The organism is Crossiella sp. S99.2 (genome assembly GCF_023094165.1).
GTDB lineage: Bacteria > Actinomycetota > Actinomycetes > Mycobacteriales > Pseudonocardiaceae > Crossiella.
On sequence record NZ_JALMDK010000006.1, the window covers coordinates 221,949 to 238,860 of the forward strand.

16 protein-coding genes are annotated in these 16,912 nt (G+C 71.3%); 14 read left to right on the forward strand and 2 right to left on the reverse strand.

The window, feature by feature from the left end:
- The first annotated feature begins 12 nt into the window (after positions 1 to 12).
- From MZC64_RS24100 to MZC64_RS24160, 13 genes are all read left to right on the forward strand, one after another.
- Positions 13 to 345 (forward strand): hypothetical protein, encoded by a 333-nt coding sequence (locus tag MZC64_RS24100; protein ID WP_247759599.1) that lies wholly within the window; start codon positions 13 to 15, stop codon positions 343 to 345.
- Positions 342 to 617, forward strand: a complete 276-nt coding sequence (locus MZC64_RS24105; RefSeq protein ID WP_247759598.1) for a hypothetical protein — start codon at positions 342 to 344, stop codon at positions 615 to 617. The genes MZC64_RS24100 and MZC64_RS24105 overlap by 4 nt, the downstream gene beginning before the upstream one ends.
- Entirely contained in the window at positions 614 to 1,435 is an 822-nt protein-coding gene (locus tag MZC64_RS24110; protein ID WP_247759597.1) for a hypothetical protein, read from the forward strand. The genes MZC64_RS24105 and MZC64_RS24110 overlap by 4 nt, the downstream gene beginning before the upstream one ends.
- Positions 1,432 to 2,238, forward strand: coding sequence for an SAM-dependent methyltransferase (locus MZC64_RS24115; RefSeq protein WP_247759596.1), 807 nt, complete (start codon positions 1,432 to 1,434; stop codon positions 2,236 to 2,238). The genes MZC64_RS24110 and MZC64_RS24115 overlap by 4 nt, the downstream gene beginning before the upstream one ends.
- 487 nt (positions 2,239 to 2,725) lie before the next feature.
- On the forward strand, positions 2,726 to 4,027 hold the full coding sequence (locus MZC64_RS24120; RefSeq protein ID WP_247759595.1) for a hypothetical protein: 1,302 nt from the start codon (positions 2,726 to 2,728) through the stop codon (positions 4,025 to 4,027).
- Positions 4,028 to 4,164: 137 nt separating this feature from the next.
- Entirely contained in the window at positions 4,165 to 5,565 is a 1,401-nt protein-coding gene (locus tag MZC64_RS24125) for a hypothetical protein (RefSeq protein ID WP_247759594.1), read from the forward strand.
- Positions 5,562 to 6,968 carry a hypothetical protein gene (locus MZC64_RS24130; RefSeq protein ID WP_247759593.1) on the forward strand — a complete coding sequence of 469 codons (1,407 nt, stop codon included), beginning with the start codon at positions 5,562 to 5,564 and terminating at the stop codon, positions 6,966 to 6,968. Before MZC64_RS24125 ends, MZC64_RS24130 begins: the two co-directional genes overlap by 4 nt.
- A gap of 258 nt (positions 6,969 to 7,226) precedes the next feature.
- Positions 7,227 to 8,546: a hypothetical protein gene (locus MZC64_RS24135; RefSeq protein ID WP_247759592.1), complete on the forward strand. Its 1,320-nt coding sequence runs from the start codon at positions 7,227 to 7,229 to the stop codon at positions 8,544 to 8,546.
- A complete protein-coding gene (locus MZC64_RS24140) occupies positions 8,543 to 9,127 on the forward strand; it encodes a hypothetical protein (RefSeq protein ID WP_247759591.1) in 585 nt (194 codons plus the stop codon). Before MZC64_RS24135 ends, MZC64_RS24140 begins: the two co-directional genes overlap by 4 nt.
- On the forward strand, positions 9,124 to 9,651 hold the full coding sequence (locus MZC64_RS24145; protein ID WP_247759590.1) for a hypothetical protein: 528 nt from the start codon (positions 9,124 to 9,126) through the stop codon (positions 9,649 to 9,651). Before MZC64_RS24140 ends, MZC64_RS24145 begins: the two co-directional genes overlap by 4 nt.
- The gene (locus MZC64_RS24150) at positions 9,648 to 10,334 is read left to right on the forward strand and encodes a hypothetical protein (RefSeq protein WP_247759589.1); all 687 of its coding nucleotides are present in this window, start codon (positions 9,648 to 9,650) and stop codon (positions 10,332 to 10,334) included. Before MZC64_RS24145 ends, MZC64_RS24150 begins: the two co-directional genes overlap by 4 nt.
- Before the next feature lie 131 nt (positions 10,335 to 10,465).
- Positions 10,466 to 11,089: a DUF3558 domain-containing protein gene (locus tag MZC64_RS24155; protein ID WP_247759588.1), complete on the forward strand. Its 624-nt coding sequence runs from the start codon at positions 10,466 to 10,468 to the stop codon at positions 11,087 to 11,089.
- Between the two features lie 19 nt (positions 11,090 to 11,108).
- Complete coding sequence (locus MZC64_RS24160) at positions 11,109 to 13,322, forward strand: ATP-binding protein (RefSeq protein ID WP_247759587.1); 2,214 nt, start codon at positions 11,109 to 11,111, stop codon at positions 13,320 to 13,322.
- A gap of 566 nt (positions 13,323 to 13,888) precedes the next feature.
- Here the strand turns inward: MZC64_RS24160 and MZC64_RS24165 are convergent.
- The gene (locus MZC64_RS24165; RefSeq protein ID WP_247797743.1) at positions 13,889 to 14,245 is read right to left on the reverse strand and encodes a hypothetical protein; all 357 of its coding nucleotides are present in this window, start codon (positions 14,243 to 14,245) and stop codon (positions 13,889 to 13,891) included.
- A 620-nt stretch (positions 14,246 to 14,865) separates the two neighbouring features.
- On the opposite strand from MZC64_RS24165, the gene MZC64_RS24170 reads away from it, so the two are divergent.
- Positions 14,866 to 15,159 (forward strand): hypothetical protein, encoded by a 294-nt coding sequence (locus tag MZC64_RS24170; protein ID WP_247759585.1) that lies wholly within the window; start codon positions 14,866 to 14,868, stop codon positions 15,157 to 15,159.
- Positions 15,160 to 15,452: 293 nt separating this feature from the next.
- Here the strand turns inward: MZC64_RS24170 and MZC64_RS24175 are convergent, their stop codons facing one another.
- Positions 15,453 to 16,838, reverse strand: a complete 1,386-nt coding sequence (locus MZC64_RS24175) for a ParB N-terminal domain-containing protein (protein WP_247759584.1) — start codon at positions 16,836 to 16,838, stop codon at positions 15,453 to 15,455.
- Positions 16,839 to 16,912 lie beyond the last annotated feature (74 nt).

Here is a 16,912-nt window from a genome sequence, read left to right on the forward strand (position 1 = left end):
GTGGACTGTCCAATGTGTACATGCATCACACCAAACACGTTCTACGGCAGGCACTTCGCTCCGTTGCGCATCGGCAGCAACGGGCGCCTGGCCGGGTTTTTCTGGATCATCCGCCGCCTCAGCCGTTGCTCGCCGCCCTCGATGCACGCGATCACCGCGGACCGCGAGGCCGCCTGTCGCGTCAGCGCGATCCTGCGCCCGCGCGCCCTCGCTCTGACCGAAGCCGAGGTCTTCACCAGACTCACCCCGGACCGCGTGTGCAGCCTGCCCGCCTGCCGGGTGCCCTTCAACGCCGCGTGCACGCAGACAGGACTGGCCAGTAGATCGCCGGGAGAGCAACGGTGAGCGCGCGGGCTCGGGCCGCCCGGCGGCTAGCCAGCGTGCTGGCCGCCCGATTCCGGCCGACTGTCGGCGTGGAGGTAGCGGTCTGTTACGACCGGGGCTGCGGCGGCTACCGCGTGCGCTGCCAAGCCCCGTCCGCCACCGATCGCGCGCCGTCCCTGCCGGAGATCCAGCTCGCCGTAGCTGCACTGCTGGCTCCCGACGCCGCGGTCTTGAACGCCTTGTCCTCCTTGCGTTACGAGGATCTGATCTGGGCTCCCGGCGAGGCGGCATGAGCCGGATCTTGCAGACCGTGGGACTGGGCGTGGCCCAGGCCGATCCTGCCCGCGTGCACGATGCGCTGCGCGGCGGTGGGCTCCACTGGGAGGTCGATCGCTTTGCGGCGCGCACGATCGGCAGGGCGAGCCCGGCTCTCGGCTGGAGGATCAGCGGGCTGCACTGGTGGGTGCAGGTCGCGCTGCTGCACGCCGGCACCCGCGGTGTGCTCCGGTGGCTGGAGATCGGACCCCACCTCCTGCTGGACCTGCCGGTCACCGCCACTACCGCGCCGCTGGCACTACTGGAGAGAACCTGCTGTGCCGACAACCTTTTCAACAGGGCATTGCTGGCCAACGGGCGCAAGACCCGGCCGAACCGTGCCCGCGTCCTGGATCGTGGCGAGGACGTCGAGGCGCTGCTGGCGAACCTGGCCAGCGCCGCCAGCGGTCTGTGCAGCCAGGCGCCGACGGTGCTCACTCTGGTCCTGCCGACCGTGCCCGTGGCCGAATTGGGGAGCGTGTGCGCCTCGATCGCCGGGCTCGCTCCGGCGGGCAGCCTGCTGATCCTGGCTACGCACATCCCGGACCCCGCTGCCGCGGCCGCCTACGCCGAACGCGGCCTGGACTACGTCGCCATGGCACCCGAAGACCATGCGCAGGTCCTGGGCGAGCGGTGGCAGCCCATCCCCCACGCGGAGTGGACTGCGTGGTTGCGGCGCGGGCTGGAGCCGGTGGTGCGCGATGAGGCCCTGCGTCAGGTCACCCTCGCCGAACTCGTCCCCGCCTCACCGCGGGGACGGCTGAAGGCCGCTGGTGGACGGGAGCGCAGGTCATGACGACCAGCACCCCCGGTACCGGGCCAGCTGATGTGGCGCGGGTCCACGACTGGCTGCTCGGCGGCGAGCACAGCACCCCCATCGACCGCGACGCGGCCGACTCGATCGCCCTGGCACGCCCGTCCCTGCCTCGCCGGGTGACCGCGATGACCTTGTGCGCGTCGTTCGCTCTCCGCTACGCCCACCGCCACTGCGCGTTGCGGCAACTGGTGGAGGTCGGCCCGCACGTCGCGCTGAGCTGGCACAGCGCCCCGGGGAGCCAACCTCTGTGGCGGAGGCGGATCGTGTTGTGCGACGACGAATCCACTGGCGCGTTGCTGCGGCCCGAGGACCACGACGCCGACCCCGGCGACCGGCCCGCCGTGACGACCTTGGTGCAGCCCCTCGGCGCTGCCACCGACGAGGTGCTGAACAACCTGATCTCAGCCATCGGGCTTCTCGACCGAACTGGACCGGCCGCGCTGGTGCTGACCCTGCCGGGCCTGCACGCACGAGAACTGCGCGACGTCACGGCCGAGGCCGCGTCCCTGCTACCCATCGGCAGCGTGTTTGTCCTTGCGGCCCATCGCCTGGAACCGCCTCTTGTCGAGGCCTACCGCCAGCACGACCTTCCCTGCACTGTGCTGACCCCGGCCGAGCATGCCGCGATCGCGGGGTCACGCTGGACCCCGCTTGACGCCGACACCTGGTCCAGCCCGGCTCTGCGCCACCCCCACGAGGTCCTGGCTCGGCCGGGGTTGCTGGACACGGTGAGGAGAACACAGGTCACCGTCGCTGTGCTCGCCCCGGCAGGTGCCCGATGACACCGCCGGCCGGTCGCCGCGTGCCCGGTTCCCAGCAACCGACCCCACCACCGCACACCCTCGGGCCGGGGCGGGCCGCCGCGCAGGGGCCTGCTGTTGCCGGCACGGACCCCCACGAGCGGCCGGGGAACACCTCACCCGAGCCTCAGCGCCGACCACGAAACCACAGTGTCCATAGTGGACAGAACCCTGTGGTGCAGTGCCGTTCGGGCTGCCGCCGTGCGGACCGGTCCGCACTTCCAGCACACCGGCGTGGCGAACCCGAGCGCCCCGGCAGGCCGGTGTTCGCCGGTTGTCCGGCTCTGCTCCCCCCAGAGCCGGACCACCACGACCTCGCGGGACACACCTGGTGCCCTGCACCAGATTCCGGTGCCGACCGCCACGACTATCGGTTCGCCGGGAGTCCGCGATGACCCGCACCCCGGCCCCGCCCAGCATGCCTGCCATCCGCGGCGGCCATCGCCACCTTGGAAACGGATCCCGCTCCATGCACAGCAGCAGCATCACCGCGCTGGCCCACCACAGCCTGATCTCGGCCACCACCGCCACCGCCTCATCCGCCCGGCCGGGCGAGACGGTGGAACTGACCTACGCGCGGTTCGCCCCCTATGTCCCCGACCGCTCCGAGACCACGGCCGAACTGGTCCTGGCCGAACTGGAGGCCACTGGATTCGCCGCACCGGTCTACCCGGATCTCCCGGGAGATCCAGACGGGGGCACCGAGCAGCCGATGATCCGCCACCGCCTGTCCACCGTGCCGATGTCATCTCCTGACCCGCTGGTGCTGCCGGGACCAGCGCTACGGGACAAGCTCACCGGCTACCAGAAGGTCGTGGGGCAACTGGAGACGGCCCTCCACCACCAGCAGCAGCCCACCGCCGCCACCGACGCAGCCACGTGGTTCGCCGCGAACGAGGACCGACTGCACCACCTGGCCACGGTCGCCTGGAACGTGGGCATGTACGGCCCGGCCAGTGCGATCGGCGCGGCGGCCGAGGGATTGGCTGCCCTGTTCGGGCGGCACCATCGGCTGCTGGAAGCGGCCTGCCTCACCAGCCCCCTGCCGGACCGGCGTTGGCGCGACGACACCGAATTCACCGAGTTCACCACGGCGGCGCTGCTGGCCCTGGGCTCAGTCACCGCCGCGGAATTCACCGCGCTCCTCGACACCGGCCCGCTGGACCCAGACGAGCCTGCCGGGCTTCGCGGCGGTGACAGGCAGGCTGCTGGTGCGCGCGCCCTGGCTGCTCACGGCCACGCTCAGCGCGCCGCCGGTGACCTGGCCGCCGCCCTGGCTGCCCACACCCGCGCCGTCGCGCTCGCGGAGCGTGCCGGGCAGCCGGCCACCCTGGCCACGTGCCGCGCCGCTCGCGCGCTCACCCTCGCCGATCACGGCCGCCTGGCCGAAGCCACTGCTGAGCTGGAGTACGCGGTGCCCCTGCTGGCCAGCGGCGAGGAACCCAGTCCGGGCAGGGCGCCGGTGGAGATGACCGGCGACGCGGTCGGTGCTGCGCTGGCGCGGATCCAGCTTGCCCGCCTGCATCGCCTGCGCGGGTGCACCACCGCTGCGCTGGCCGCCGCGGGCACCGCCCTGGGGACGCTGCAGGACCAGGGCGACACCGGCCACCACGCCGCTGCCCTGGCCGAGTTCGTCTGTGCGGCGGTCGGTCCTGCCCCCGAGTTGGCCCGCGAGTTGCTGCCCCGGGCGCTCCGGCTCTGTCACGAGGCCGGTCGGCCCGGCCTGGCCCGGGACGTGGAGTTGTCCGTGGCAGAGCGGAGTCCCGGATGAGCGCCCGCCACCCGGGTCCGTGCCACGCCTGGTGGCTGGCGGGACTGAGGACACCGGCCCGGCTCGCTGACCGCGGCCAGACCCACCACCTGACCAGCTCACCCCGCCCACCTGCCCGCTGTCGTCTTGGAGTAGCCATGAGAGCAGTCCCTGCCGGTTCCGCGCTGGTGCGCGAGGCGATCGAACTGGACTTCGTCCTGGATCCGTTTCGCCGCCGCGTGTCCCCCCTGGCCATCGGGGTGGCCTCCGGTGCCAGTGCTTCTCCCGCCCAGGTCGTCAAGGTCGTCACGGAACTGGTCGACTACACCTGGTTCCTGGGCCATCACCATCCCGGACTGGTGGCCGCGCTCAGCGCGGTGTTCGCCGCAGGGAACTGCGATTGGGTGATCACCCCGCAGTCCCCGGCAGCCCGCGCGGATGCCCTGGAACAGCTGGAATCCCTTCTCGGCCCCCTGCTCGCCGAGCAGGCCAGCGCGGAGAAGCGCGGCGAGCACGACCGTGTCTGGTGGATCGCCGAGGTCATCCAGGGGGTGTGTGCCCGGCGCGGGTTGCTTACCCAGTGGCAGCGGGCCGCTGAAGGTGGCGTGCGGGCGGCGTGGGCGTGCGGAGATTTCGGCGCGCAGGCGTGGATGCGGATCAGTCTGGGCACCGCGCTGCTGCGCCACGGTCCCCAGGCGCGGCATGCCCGCGCCGCCCGCGGCCACGGCCGGGCCGCGGCGCGTGCCGCCCGCGCGGTGGGTGATGGCCACGCAGTGGCCGCCGCGAGGGAGCTGATGGCCACCGCGTCCTGGAACCTGGGGCACCGCCGCGTCGCCTGGCGGCATCTGCACACCGCGGCCGCGCTGGACCGGCGCCTGCCCGACCTGCATGGTCTGGCCAGCCGCACCGTGCGCCTGGCGGGATTCGCCGTGGCCGCCAACCCGGTCGCGGCGGCGCTCAACCTCAACGAAGCGCGGGTGCTGGGTGCCGCGCTCGGTGATGACGAAGCGGTGGCCAGCGCCTACCTGGAGCTGGCCATCGGCGCCATCCGCCATCCCCACACCAGCACCTTCGACACCGGGCATCGCTGGGCGCAGGATGCCGTGGGCAAGCTCCGGCCGCTGGGTTCTCCGCACGGCACCGCGCAGGCGCTGGCGTGGTCCGCGGTCAGCGCCCGCCAGCACGGCTTGCCCATCCAGGAACGCCAGTGGCGTCAGGAAGCCCTGGACCTGGCACCCGAGGGCACCCCGGACCATCGGGAGGTCCTGGGCATCCTGGCCCAGCGCGGTCCCCGCCCGCGAGCGGCCAACCGCGACCAGGACCGGGACGACCGTGCGCGCCTGCGCGGTGCCGGGCGCCCGGTCACTCCCGGCATCAGGGAGGGCGTGGCAATGCGGGTACCGCGCCCGACCGGAGAACTGTGGCAGCGCCTGCTCGAGGGCGGGGTTGACGCGGCGACCTTCAGCGAGCACCTGCGTGTCCGGCGCCCGCTGCCGCCCCTGTCGGTGCGCGCCCTGCGGCGGCGCCGGGCACGCACCAGTGCGGAGGAGGCCCGATGAGCCCCGCCGGCCCGGCCTCCAGCAGGGTAGCGCCGCCGGCGATGGCCCGGGACAGCCGTACCGCCAGCACCGCGCGGGCCGCCCTGCTGGAGGCCGCCGTGCGGGTCGATGTGGTGCTGGATCCTTTCCGCCGCAGGCTGTCCCCGCTCGCGGCCTCACACACGTCACCGTCGGCCTCGCACCGCACGATCCTGACCCGGATCAGGATGCTCGCCGGTGCCGCCGGCAGTTTCGGCTGGCAGGTCCCGGCCTTCACCGCTGCGCTGGCCCGCGTGTTCACCCTCGGCCAGACCCGCTGGGCCACTACAGCGATCCCGGAACCGGCCGAGCGGGCCCTCGCGCTGACCACCATGGACACCCTGTGCGGCCCGCTGCTGCGCGCCATGACCGAGGCGGCGCGGGCCGGTGAGCACGAGCTGGTCTGGCAACTGGCCGAGACCACCGTCGGGGTCTGCGCCCGCCGCGGTCGCGTGGATGACTGGGCTCGGGTCGCTGAACTGGGTGCGCGGGCAGCCCTGGCCTGCGGCCACCACACGGCCCAGGCGCACCTGCTCGCGGAGCAGGCCGCCGCCGTCCTGCGGCAGAGCACTCAGGCGCGGTACACCCGCGCCGCGCACACCCACGCCCGCGCTGCCCTGACCGCGGCCCGCCGCGCCGGGGACGAGCGGGCCCGCACAGCCGCGCTGGACATGCTGGCCCGCACAGCCTGGCGCGCCGGTCACCACCGGATGGCCTGGCAGCGCCTCAACCAAGCCCTGGTCCTGGACCAGCGTCTCGGCGACCTGCACGGACTGGCCCGGCACACCATGCTGGCCGGGACCTTCTCCCGCCTCGCCGGAAACGCCGTGGGTGCCGCGCTCCTGCTGTACCTGCCGGAGTTGATTTTCGGAGCGCTGGATGACCTCGAGGCCGGGGCCCACGCCGGCCTCGCCCTGAGCGCGGCCGCGGCCTGCCTGCCACCGGAGGAGGCGTCTTCTCTCGGGTCGCTGCACCGGACTGAGGCCGCGGTGGCGTGGCTTCGGCAACTCGGTTCCCCGCACGGCACCGCGCACGCGCTGGCCTGGTCCAGCGTGAACGCGTACCAGGCCGAGAAGGCCCACCATCGGGCCGCACAGGCCGTGGAGCTGACCCGCCGAGGCAGCCTGGACCGGGTCGAGGTCCTCACGATCCTGGAGCACCCCGGCCCCCGCAGCAGGACCAACCTGGGCCGGCCGGGCCGGGAACGCCTCCGTGGTGCCGGAGTGCGTCCGCCCACCCCAGGGCGGCGCCTGCGCCGGGGCCACATCCTGCCTCGTCCGGGCGGGGAGCTGGCCGCGGTGCTGGCCGCCATCGGCACCCCCGCCGAGGAACACCTGGCGCGCCCGGTCCTCGTCTCGGTCCCCGAGTCCTGGAGGCGAGCATGACGCCCGGATTCGCCCCTGGCCGCCCGTACCCGGGTCCTGGACCGGACCGACAGGGACCGGTGTCCGGGCGGAGCCGAGGGGCCGCACCGGCTGGAGGCGGATCGCAGGCCAGAGCCCCCGGCCTGGCCGGGCGCAGTGGGGCGGATACCGCAGCGGCACACCAGCACCCCGACGGGGCGCGCCGGCTGCCCAGCACGAGCTGTCGCGCCAGTACCTCCCAGCCCACCACCACCACCACCACGCTGAACGGGACTGCCGATGAGCGATGACCACCTCACCTGCCTGGCCAGTCAGACCTTGGCCATCATCACCGTCACCGCAGATCCGCCGCCGGGACAACCGGTGGAGATCAGTCTTGGAGAACTGGCCGACAACCTTCCGGACCGCTCGGTGGAAACCGCGCTGCTGGTGCTGACCGAGCTGGAGGCCGCCGAGTTCGCCCGGCACCCCGGCCCGGCACGATTCCGCCCCCACGCTCACCACATCGGCGCAGAAGAGGCCGCGCAGATCAGGCTCGTCCGCTTCGAGGTGTACCGCACGGCACGCTCCACATGGTCATCGCAACCGGTGCAGGAGCTGGACTGGGCCGTCACCGACTACCTGGATCACGCGATCTGGGCCGACCAGACCCTCCACCCCTCCCACCCCCGGCAGTCGGCCCGCTACGCCCAGACCTGCGTCGGGTACGACACTCCCGCGGGGGCCTCGGCCTGGTACACCGCCAACGAGGACCGCCTGACTTACCTGATCGAGGTCGCGCTGCTGCACGGCATGCACGACCTAGCTGCCGAGCTGGCCGAGGCCACCTGGCATCTGGCCGCTCACCTGGGCCACCACCAGGTTCAGGCCGACGTCTGTGCCCAGGGCGTGCGGGCCCTGGAACGCGGGCACCGCCAGCGGTGCGCGGAGTTCGCCGGCGGCGCGGCGCACGCGCACCTGGCCTTGGGCCGGACTGAACAAGCCCAGCAGCAGGCGAGCCACGCGGTCGAGTTGCTCGCCGAGAGGCCCGCCCCCTTCGACCGCCTCCCCCAGCGGGCGGCCCAGGCACGAGCGCATCTGGCTCTGGCCCGAGTCCAGCAGGCCACCGGCGATCTGGCCGCCGCCCTCATGAGCTGCACCCAGGCCTTCGGGCTGGCCGAGCGATCCTGGTGCATCCAAACCATCACGGCTTGCCGTGCCGCGCGCGCAGACGTCCTGGCCGCCCTCGGCCAGCACGATCCCGCCGCCCAGGAACTGCGCCTGGTGATTCACCTGCGGGAAGAACAGGGCGACACCCTCGGCGTCGCCCTGGCACAGGTCCAGTCCGCACGCTGCCAGCGCCTGCTCGGTCGCGAGACCGCAGCCGACACCGCCCAGTCGGCGGTGGACACGCTGCGCCACAGCGGCTCGCCCCGCCAACTCGCCGATGCCTACGCCGAACTCCTCACCGCCTACTCCGCGCATGCCCCCGACATCGCCCGCGAGCTGCTGCCGGAGGCGATCCAGGCATGTGAGACCGCAGGCGATCCCGCACTGGCGCAGCACCTGCGCCAGTGCGTCGAGGTCGGCGAGGCGGCTCACCAGCAGGAGCGCCCGTGACCATCGAGGATCTAGACGCCCTGGTCGAGCAGTTCGCCCAGCGCCTGCGCGACCATGATCAGTTCATCGCGTTCGTTCGCGCCTGGCTCCGATTCGCTCTGGGCGTGCGGTTCGAGCTGGAGACCAGCAGACCGGTCAAAGCCAAGACCGCCCTGGCCGCGAGCCTGGAAGTCCGCAAGGGGACCGTGCTCCAGTGTCGGACGGGTGTCCTGGTGACCGAGGTGTTCGGGCAGCGTGTGGTGCTGGCCGAGCTGTCCTCCTGGGTGCTGACCTCCGCCCTGCCCCCAGACGTGCAGCAGTCGTTGAGGGAGGGCGTTCCGCTGGGGCAAGCGCTCACCCACGGCGCCACGATGCGCCGCCACACCCTGCACTTCACCTACCCCCTGCACCGCCGTGACCCGGACATCGCGGCGGTGCTCTGGCACCACCCGGTGTTGAACTCCGCGGCGATGCTGACCCGCGGCGGAAGACCTGTGGCCGTGGCCAAGGAATCAGCGCGGCGGTGTCTGCTCCAGTACGACGATTTCGTCCGCAGCCTCCACCTCACCCTGGGATCCGCCTCGTCAGGGTGCGCACGGTGACCCCCCACCCGGAACCGGCATCGGGAGCACGGTGGCAGCGCCACGCCGAGACCATCGCCCGGGGTCACGTGCGCCGCGCCTACCACGTCCTGATAGCCAAGACCTGGTGCGCGTTTCTGCCGTTCGCGCTGACCGCCACCGCCGGTGTCGGGCTGGTGTGGAATGTCTGGCTTCTGCTGCACCAGCTTCCCGTCCGGGCCTGGGTACTGACCGGGGAAGCCGTGCTGATCGGAGCCGTCGTGTGTGCTCTGGCTCTGCGCCGGTTCAGGCGGCGACCCGGCTGGCTGGCCCTGGTCGTGGCCGCGCCCTCGGCCCTGGCCTGGGGCGGGCTGCTGGTGCGGGGCTGGTTCTGGCCCACCGCGCTGCTGGCCGTGACAGCCACGGTCGCCGCGCTGTGCTTCACCTGGCCTGCAGCTGTGCAGGCCACCCGCGATATCGCCGTCCTGTGGCGGTGGCGCCCACCCGCTGCTCATCGCCGCCCGCTCCGCGGACCAGCCCGTCACCGCCGAGAAGGATCACCATGACCCACACCCGTACCGCCCGGATTCCCCTGCCGGAACCACCCACCATCCGCCCCGCCGCCGACGCCCCACCCACAGCGCGGCCCGTGCCCTGGATGAACCCGTACACGACCGTGCTGCAGGTGACCCGCACACGGGTACGCCTGCGCCGCCACCAGGCAATCCTGACCCTCACCCTGATCGGCACCGCCCTGCTCCGGCCATGGACCGCGCCGACAGGCCGAGCCCCATCCGGACCCGGCTCGCGCATCCGCAAGGCGGCTCAGGCGACCGGGTTGATCTGCACCGCCGTGAGCCTGGCCGCCACTCTGCGCGCGGCGGGGGCCCTGCGCCACGCCGACTGCGACCACGCCACCGCCATCGCCCAACGCGAGATCGAATTGAAGGACTACCTGGCCTCCGGCGGCCCCCGCTCGGGCTTGCTGATCCGGTGGGAACGCCGACTGTGGATCCGCAGCCTGCGGCGATGGTGGCCCATCCCCGACGCCGTGCCGACAGCCGCCACCGGGCCCCACATCGCGCGCGATGACCAGATCGTCAGCGCCGCCACCCGGCCGGTGATGCTCGGCGCTGTCTCCGACAACCCGGCCGCCGCCGGAATGCTGGTGCACCACACCCCCGACGGCCCCATCCTCTACGCGCTCCCCGGCACTTCGGGCTGCGCCGAGAACACGGCAACGCCATGACCGCCCCCGACAACCAGCCACGTCCACTCCGGCCACACGTGTTCTCCTCGGTGATTGCGTTGCGGCGTAGGGACTCCAACACCGGCGGGTGCCCCGCCAGGGTTCGCTCCTGCCGCCGTAGCGGTGTCCCCGTGCGCACCGGCTCGCCCCGAGCGCCCCTCCGTGCCCTGAGTCTGGTCGCGGCGCTGGTGCTGGTGGCCGGATGCACGGTCTCGGTATCCGGGTCCGCGGCCGGGGTCGATGAGGACACCGGCCGCAGCCAAGCCCGCGCACTGCTCGCCCACCGGCCGCGGGAGATCCGCGTGGACGGGGTCACCAGGGAACAGGTGTGTGCGCTGCTCACCGCCGCGCAGCAAGATGCACTCGGCCTGGACTACATCAGACCCGCCGAGGCGGGTGACCGCTACAAGAACCGGGGCTGCGGGTTCTCCCGGTCGCTGAAACTGCCGCGCTACGCGTACCAGGTAACCCCGGTACCGCAGGAAGGCGCCGATGTCTGGCTGCGGCCAGGCGAGACCAACCTCGAGGTAAAGCAGATCATCGTGGCCAGATTCCCCGCGGTGCAGAACCGGCGGCGAGCCGACGGTCGTGGCTGCTTCATCGACGTCAGTGTGGCCGACGGGCAACGGCTGGGAATCCAGTACTCCCATGACACCCACCCGGTTTTGCTGACCCCGGTCGAGCTGTGCCAGCGCGCGGTGACGGTGGCTGAGATGGTCATGGGCAACCTGATCGCGCAACGGGGCGGGAACTGATGGCCACCCGGAGGCCGGCATGACCGCCGCCCACCCTCCGGAGCCGCCGCCCTCTGGCGCCGCGGCCGTGGCCAACAACCTGGGCGCCACCACGGGTCCGTGCGTGCAGGCCGGGACCATCCTCGGCGACGTGCACCTGTACGGCCAGCCCGTTGCGCCCTGGCCCGTCCCGCGCCAGATCCCGCCCACCACGGAGTTCGTCAACCGCCGCCGCGAACTGGCCCACCTCAACGCGGTGCTGGACGCGCCCGGAACCGGAACCCCGGTGATCGTGCTCTCCGGGGAGCCCGGGATCGGCACCAGTTCCCTGGCCCGGTACTTCCTGCACACCCGCGCGGACCGGTTCCCGCGCGGCCTGCTCTACGCCGACCTGGCCCCGATCCACGGGTGCGGAACCGACCCGGTGGCCAAGGCAGCTGCCTTCACCCGGGCGCTGGGCGTAGCCGCCACCGCGATACCCACCAACCCGGCCGAGGTGATCGGGCTATACCGGACGATGACCGCCGCCGGAGGAATCGCCGTCCTGCTCGACCACGCACCCGATCCTCGCTGTCTCACCCCGCTGATCCCGGTCGGCCCTGGCAGCGTCGTGCTGGTCACCACCCGAACCATCACCCCGCAGTGGTTCGCGACCTGCACAGGCCATGTGGGCCTTCCACCCCTGGACCTCGAGGCCAGCCAGGCGCTCTACATCGCGGTCAGCTGCCGCGCGGGTTCCCCCGCGCCCACAACGCCGAGCGCCGCCGATCTCCACGCCCTCACCAGCTGCCGCGGCAACCCGCTCGCGCTGATCCTCTCCGCCGCCCGCGCTCACCTGGGCGCCACACCCACCACGGCGGTCACCTCTCCAGCCGTCACCGGCGAAAACCGTGCCAGACAAGGACTTCCCGTAGCCGAGACCCTGCACCAGAGCGTCACCAGCCTGCCCGCGCTCGCCCACGCGGACTACGCCACCCTCGGCCTGGCCTCCCCGGTGCCACTGCACACCGGGCTGGTGGCCGCGCTCCTGTGCTGCCCGGCCGATGAGGTCGCCGGGCGTCTGGAGCCGCTGCTCACCGCGATGCTGCTCGCGGAACACCCAGCCGGAGCTGACAGCCCGGCCTATGCCTTCACCTCGCCCCAGGTGCACGCCGACGCGGCGGAGCGCGCCGGCGCCGAGCTGGAGGAGACCCGAATCGCCGAGGCGACAACGGCGGAGGTGACCTGGTTTGCCGCCGCTGCCCGCCGTAGCTGCGCCACGCTGTACCGGGCGAGCGAACTTCCACCGTGGCCGGATGGGCCTGCCCCCGAGCCCGTGCTTCCCGCCCTTCTGCTCGGCCCCAGATGCGCCCTGGAGTGGTTGCACGAGCACCGCGAGATCCTGTTGGCCGTACTGCGCCAGGCCCAGGCCGCCGGGATGTGGAGCACGGTCTGGGTGATGTCCAGGGCGTTGCGCTCCTTCGGGTTGCGTCTCAAGGACGGCTCTGCCGGGGTGGAGATCAGCGAGGCCGAACTGCGCGCGGCCCGGGAACTACACGAACCCGCCGGGGAGATCAGCGCGCTGGTCCGCCTCGGATACAGCCTCCAACGCCACGGTCAGCACACCGAGGCAATCGAGTGCGCCGCCGCGGCGGAGACATTGGCGCAGGAGAGGGGGGATGTTCCCAAGCTCGTCTCCGCGATCCGGCTGCTCGCCCGCATCGACAGGGATTCCGGCGACCTCGCCCGCGCCCGCCAGCGACTAGTCCAGGCGCAGCAAATGCCGCACCTGGTCAACGGTGAGGACGGCTGGACCCTGGCACTGGTCCTGCTCGACTTGGCTGAAATCGACCTTGCCACCGAGCAGTTCGGCGACGCCGCTGTGCGAGCTGGCCGGGCCCGTGACCTGATGCTGGCTGCACGCCCCCTGGATCTGCACAACCGAGGACGGGCCGAGTTGACCCGCGGCCGCGCCTGTCAGCTCCTGGGCCAGCCCGAGCAGGCCCGCGCGTACCTGGCGGCGGCGGTCATCGCGTTGCAGGCCGCCGGCCCCTCGCGAGAGCTGACCATGGCCTACTGGTGGCTCGCCAACCTGGCCCTGGAAGCCGGGGATGTCCAAGCCGCCCACAGCCACCTGGTGCACGCTCTGCACGTCTGTGAACGCAGCGTCCCAGCCGAAACCGATCCGATCCGGGCAACACTGGCCGACCTCCAGGCCAGCTATGCAACCGGCAGCACTGGCGGCGCTCCGTCCACACCGGACGCATCACCGTGAGCGCCTGGACCTCGGCCACGAACTGCCTGCCAGCGGCAGCAGGCCGGTGGTTGAGCCGCCCGCGGTGGGGCAGCGCCACGGTGCGCCACACCGTGTTCTCGGTCTGGACAGTGCCGGCCTGTGCCTCGCCGCCGACCGCGTGTACTCCCGCATGTGCACCGCCACCCGCATCCTCCGCGCAGTCCACGGTGGAGTCGGCATCGGCAGACCGGCGACTCGGTGATCGCCCCCACGGGATCTCCCTAGTGGATGTGGCCGGTGCCCGGTTCTGTGGCCTGCTCATCCTGTCGGGCGGGCCACGCAGGAAGTTCCCTGTGTCGGCCCGCAACCTCCGCCAACCAGGCCAGCGCGTCCGGCCCGGCCAGAGAGTTGATCCCACAACGGTCCACAGAGGACTCGTAATCCTGATTGTCGTTGCTAGCGAACATGAACGCACCACGGAAGGCGAAGTGATCGTGTCATCCACCTCTAACAATGTGCCCAGCGGCGACACTTCGCGTGGCGCCTCGACAGCCGCGCCGATGTGCACTCCTGCGCCCGACCCCGCACGCTCGGCGCCTAGCGTGTCACGGTCTCTTCAAGGCGATCAACCTGATAGTCCCAACGCCGCGGCCGCCATCAGGCTTTACGTCGCAGGCGCGCCAGTACGAAAAATCTTCGACGAATGCGGCATCGCCTGCAACGAGTTGTACAGGCTGCTCAAGCAAGCGGGAGTGCCGCACCGCCGCCGGTTCGCGTCCCGCTTCACTGACCTCGAGAGGATCGCCGCAGCCATCGAGGCGCAGAACCAGCGCGACCGGTACGGCATGAGTATCACGAAGATCGCCGCGCAGACCGGCCGGGCGCGGTGGACAATCCGCGACCTCCTCCGCCTGGATCTCTCCCAGTACAGCGAAGCTCAACGCGCCGAGGCACTCCGCCACCACCCCGATCCGTTCCCCCCACTCTGGGCATCCCCCGAGGAACTGTCGGCCTGGGCCGCAGTCGCTGGTATTGAACACGCCACGTCCCCGGATACCCCGGCGTATGGCCGCGGCCGGAGCCAGCAGGCCGTTGCGGAACGGGCCGCCCAGGCACCGGCTCTGTCCGCAGAGAGCGACTGCTGGCAGACCCCGACTCGGCCGCGCCAGGCCACTTCCTAGCCGGCCGAGACCATCACCGCCCGTCCACAGGACACCAGCTCCCGCTCCGACTCCATCCGCGCCGCGCCCTTGCCTACCAGGGAGATCACGTGATCAACAAAGCCCATTTCGCCCATCTACGTGGCCAGCGGTGGCGGCGTAATGCTGGAAGGACTCTCACAAGCACAGTGCTCCGTCGCGGTGGCGGTGGCCTCCGAGACGGCCTCGGTCAGTTTCACCCACAGTGTGTCCAGGTAGAGGGTCGGACGTACCGCGCTGGTCCGGGGCCGGTAGCCACCGCGGTGAGTTCAGCACACTGGACCGCCCCGACCTCCCTACCTCGAACCAAGGGCAGCCGGAGCTTCCGTGTCCGCGACCTCACCCGATCCACCTGCCGCCGCTTCCAAGGAGACTGAACCGCCATGCCTCACGACTTTGAACCCGCTGGCATCTTCACCTTCCCGCTGACGGCGGATACAGCCGTCGACGTCGAGGTGGTCAATGAGGTTCCGACACTGGTGATCTCCACCGCAGTCGCGCAGTGCCGCTTTCGTCCCGCTGTGACAACCACCATCACCGGCGCCGATGTGGACCGGGCTGGAGAACTGCTAGCTGCCGTACAGTTGTACGTCGACCTCTGCCACCAGCACGTTGCCGCGAAGGTCGTTCCCAGAGGTGGGTCCGGTAAGGACGAGCCAGCTTCCCCTGAGCGGTAGGCAGAGCCTGCCATTCGCCACGTGCCGAGGTTGATGGTCAGGGCGCAGCGGCAGGACAGTCACGCTCGGTCAGAGCGACGGTTGGCCTGTTGCAGCAGACCTTCTCGGCCGGCGTGGCGGGCCTTCGATGTCGAAGATCGGGTCCACGTTCGCCTTCACCCCGGCCAACCCGCTGCGGCTACGAATGCAGCCATGGCCATGGCTGCGTAATGGTTTGACCGACGGGGACGTCGCCGAGGCCGGGCCCGCCCGTCCTGGTGACAACGTGGCGGCCTGGGCGGGCCCGGTGATAGTCAGGCGAGGTGTTCTTCGGCGGGTTCGGTTCCGTCCGCTGGGTTTGCTCCGGGTCCGCTGGCTGGGCGAGGGCTGAGCAGATGGTGGCAGCGTTGGTGGTGTTCGTCCTCGGCCTCGGTAAGGACGTAACCGTGAGACCAGAGCAGCCGGTAGAAGGTGTCGATGATCGCGGCATCGTCCCTGGACTCCGGCTGGCTGGCGGTCTGGTGCAGGGCGGCCACGGTCAGAGCGATCACTCGGTGTGCGGCTTTGCGGGCTGAGGCGGTGCCGACAGCGGGAGGGGCCCCGCATAGGCGGTCGGCCAGGTCAGAGCCCTCTAGGTCAACCAGGTGGGTTGCGAGGATGCGCAGGGTGTCGTCGAGCCAGGCTGCGGCTTTGGTCTGGGTAGAGAGGTTGCGGACCAGCCATTTGGCGCGGACCTCGGCGGCGGTCTCCAGCTGTTCGCGTTGCTCGTTTAGGTAAGCGCGTTCCTCCTCAATGGCCTGGAGTTGTTCCGGTGTGCGGTACGAGCCGGTGGCTCGGGTGAACCCCATGGCCTCGGGGTGCAGACATACGTAGGTTATGCGCGCGGAGGTGATCGGATGGACGAAGTCGACCACGGCACCGAAACCTTCCTGGGTCCGGACCAACTCGGCGTCGATCTCCTCGCCGTCGGCGGTGCGCAGGTTGTCCAGCGGCGCCGCCTCGCTGCTGTGAGGGAATCCGCGGGGCGCGGGAACGACAGCGACGCCCTCGGCGCTGAGCTTCCGGTGGGCCTCCTCAAGCAACCGTGCCCGGTTTCTCTTGCGGTGGACCTTGGCCAGCATGTAGCGGATCTGCTGGCTTCTGCCACTGGCGAGGATGACTTGCGCAGTGTCCGGGTCGGATTCGTTGAGTTCGCTGAGTTCTACGGCGTCATCAAGGGTGAGTTGCTGTGTGTCGATGGCGTGGGCCGCGGCGGGGCCGAGCCGGTGCACCGCCAGGGAGCCTTCAACGTGGTGGGTCTTGCGCCTGGTGGCTCTTGCCAGTTTGGTGGGGGTGTCGAACTCGGGGAACAGGGCGAGTTCGGCGTCGATGGCGGCGCGTTCGGCGGTGGTGAAGTGCGCGTGGGTCTCGTTGTCCTCCCACAGCGCGAGCAGCGCCTTGGCGTCGGTGAGGTCCTCGCGGAGGATGCAGGGCAGGGTTGGCCAGCCCAGCGCCTCGGCGGCCTTCACCCTGCTCTGCCCGACGATGATGCGGTGGCCGCCGTCCTCGGTGGGCACGACCACGGGCGGTTGTAGGAGCTTGAGATCGGTGCTCATGCTGGCCTGGAGTTCGGCCAGGCGCTCATCGGTGACGGCGCGGTTGGCAGGGTGTTGCAGCAGCTCGGTGGGTTGCAGCTGGACGATGGTGACGTCGGTGATCATTGCTACTCCTTGGAGTCCACAACGGACAGACGGGCTTCGTTGTCCGCCAAGAACTCTGGAGTGAGGAGAGGTCG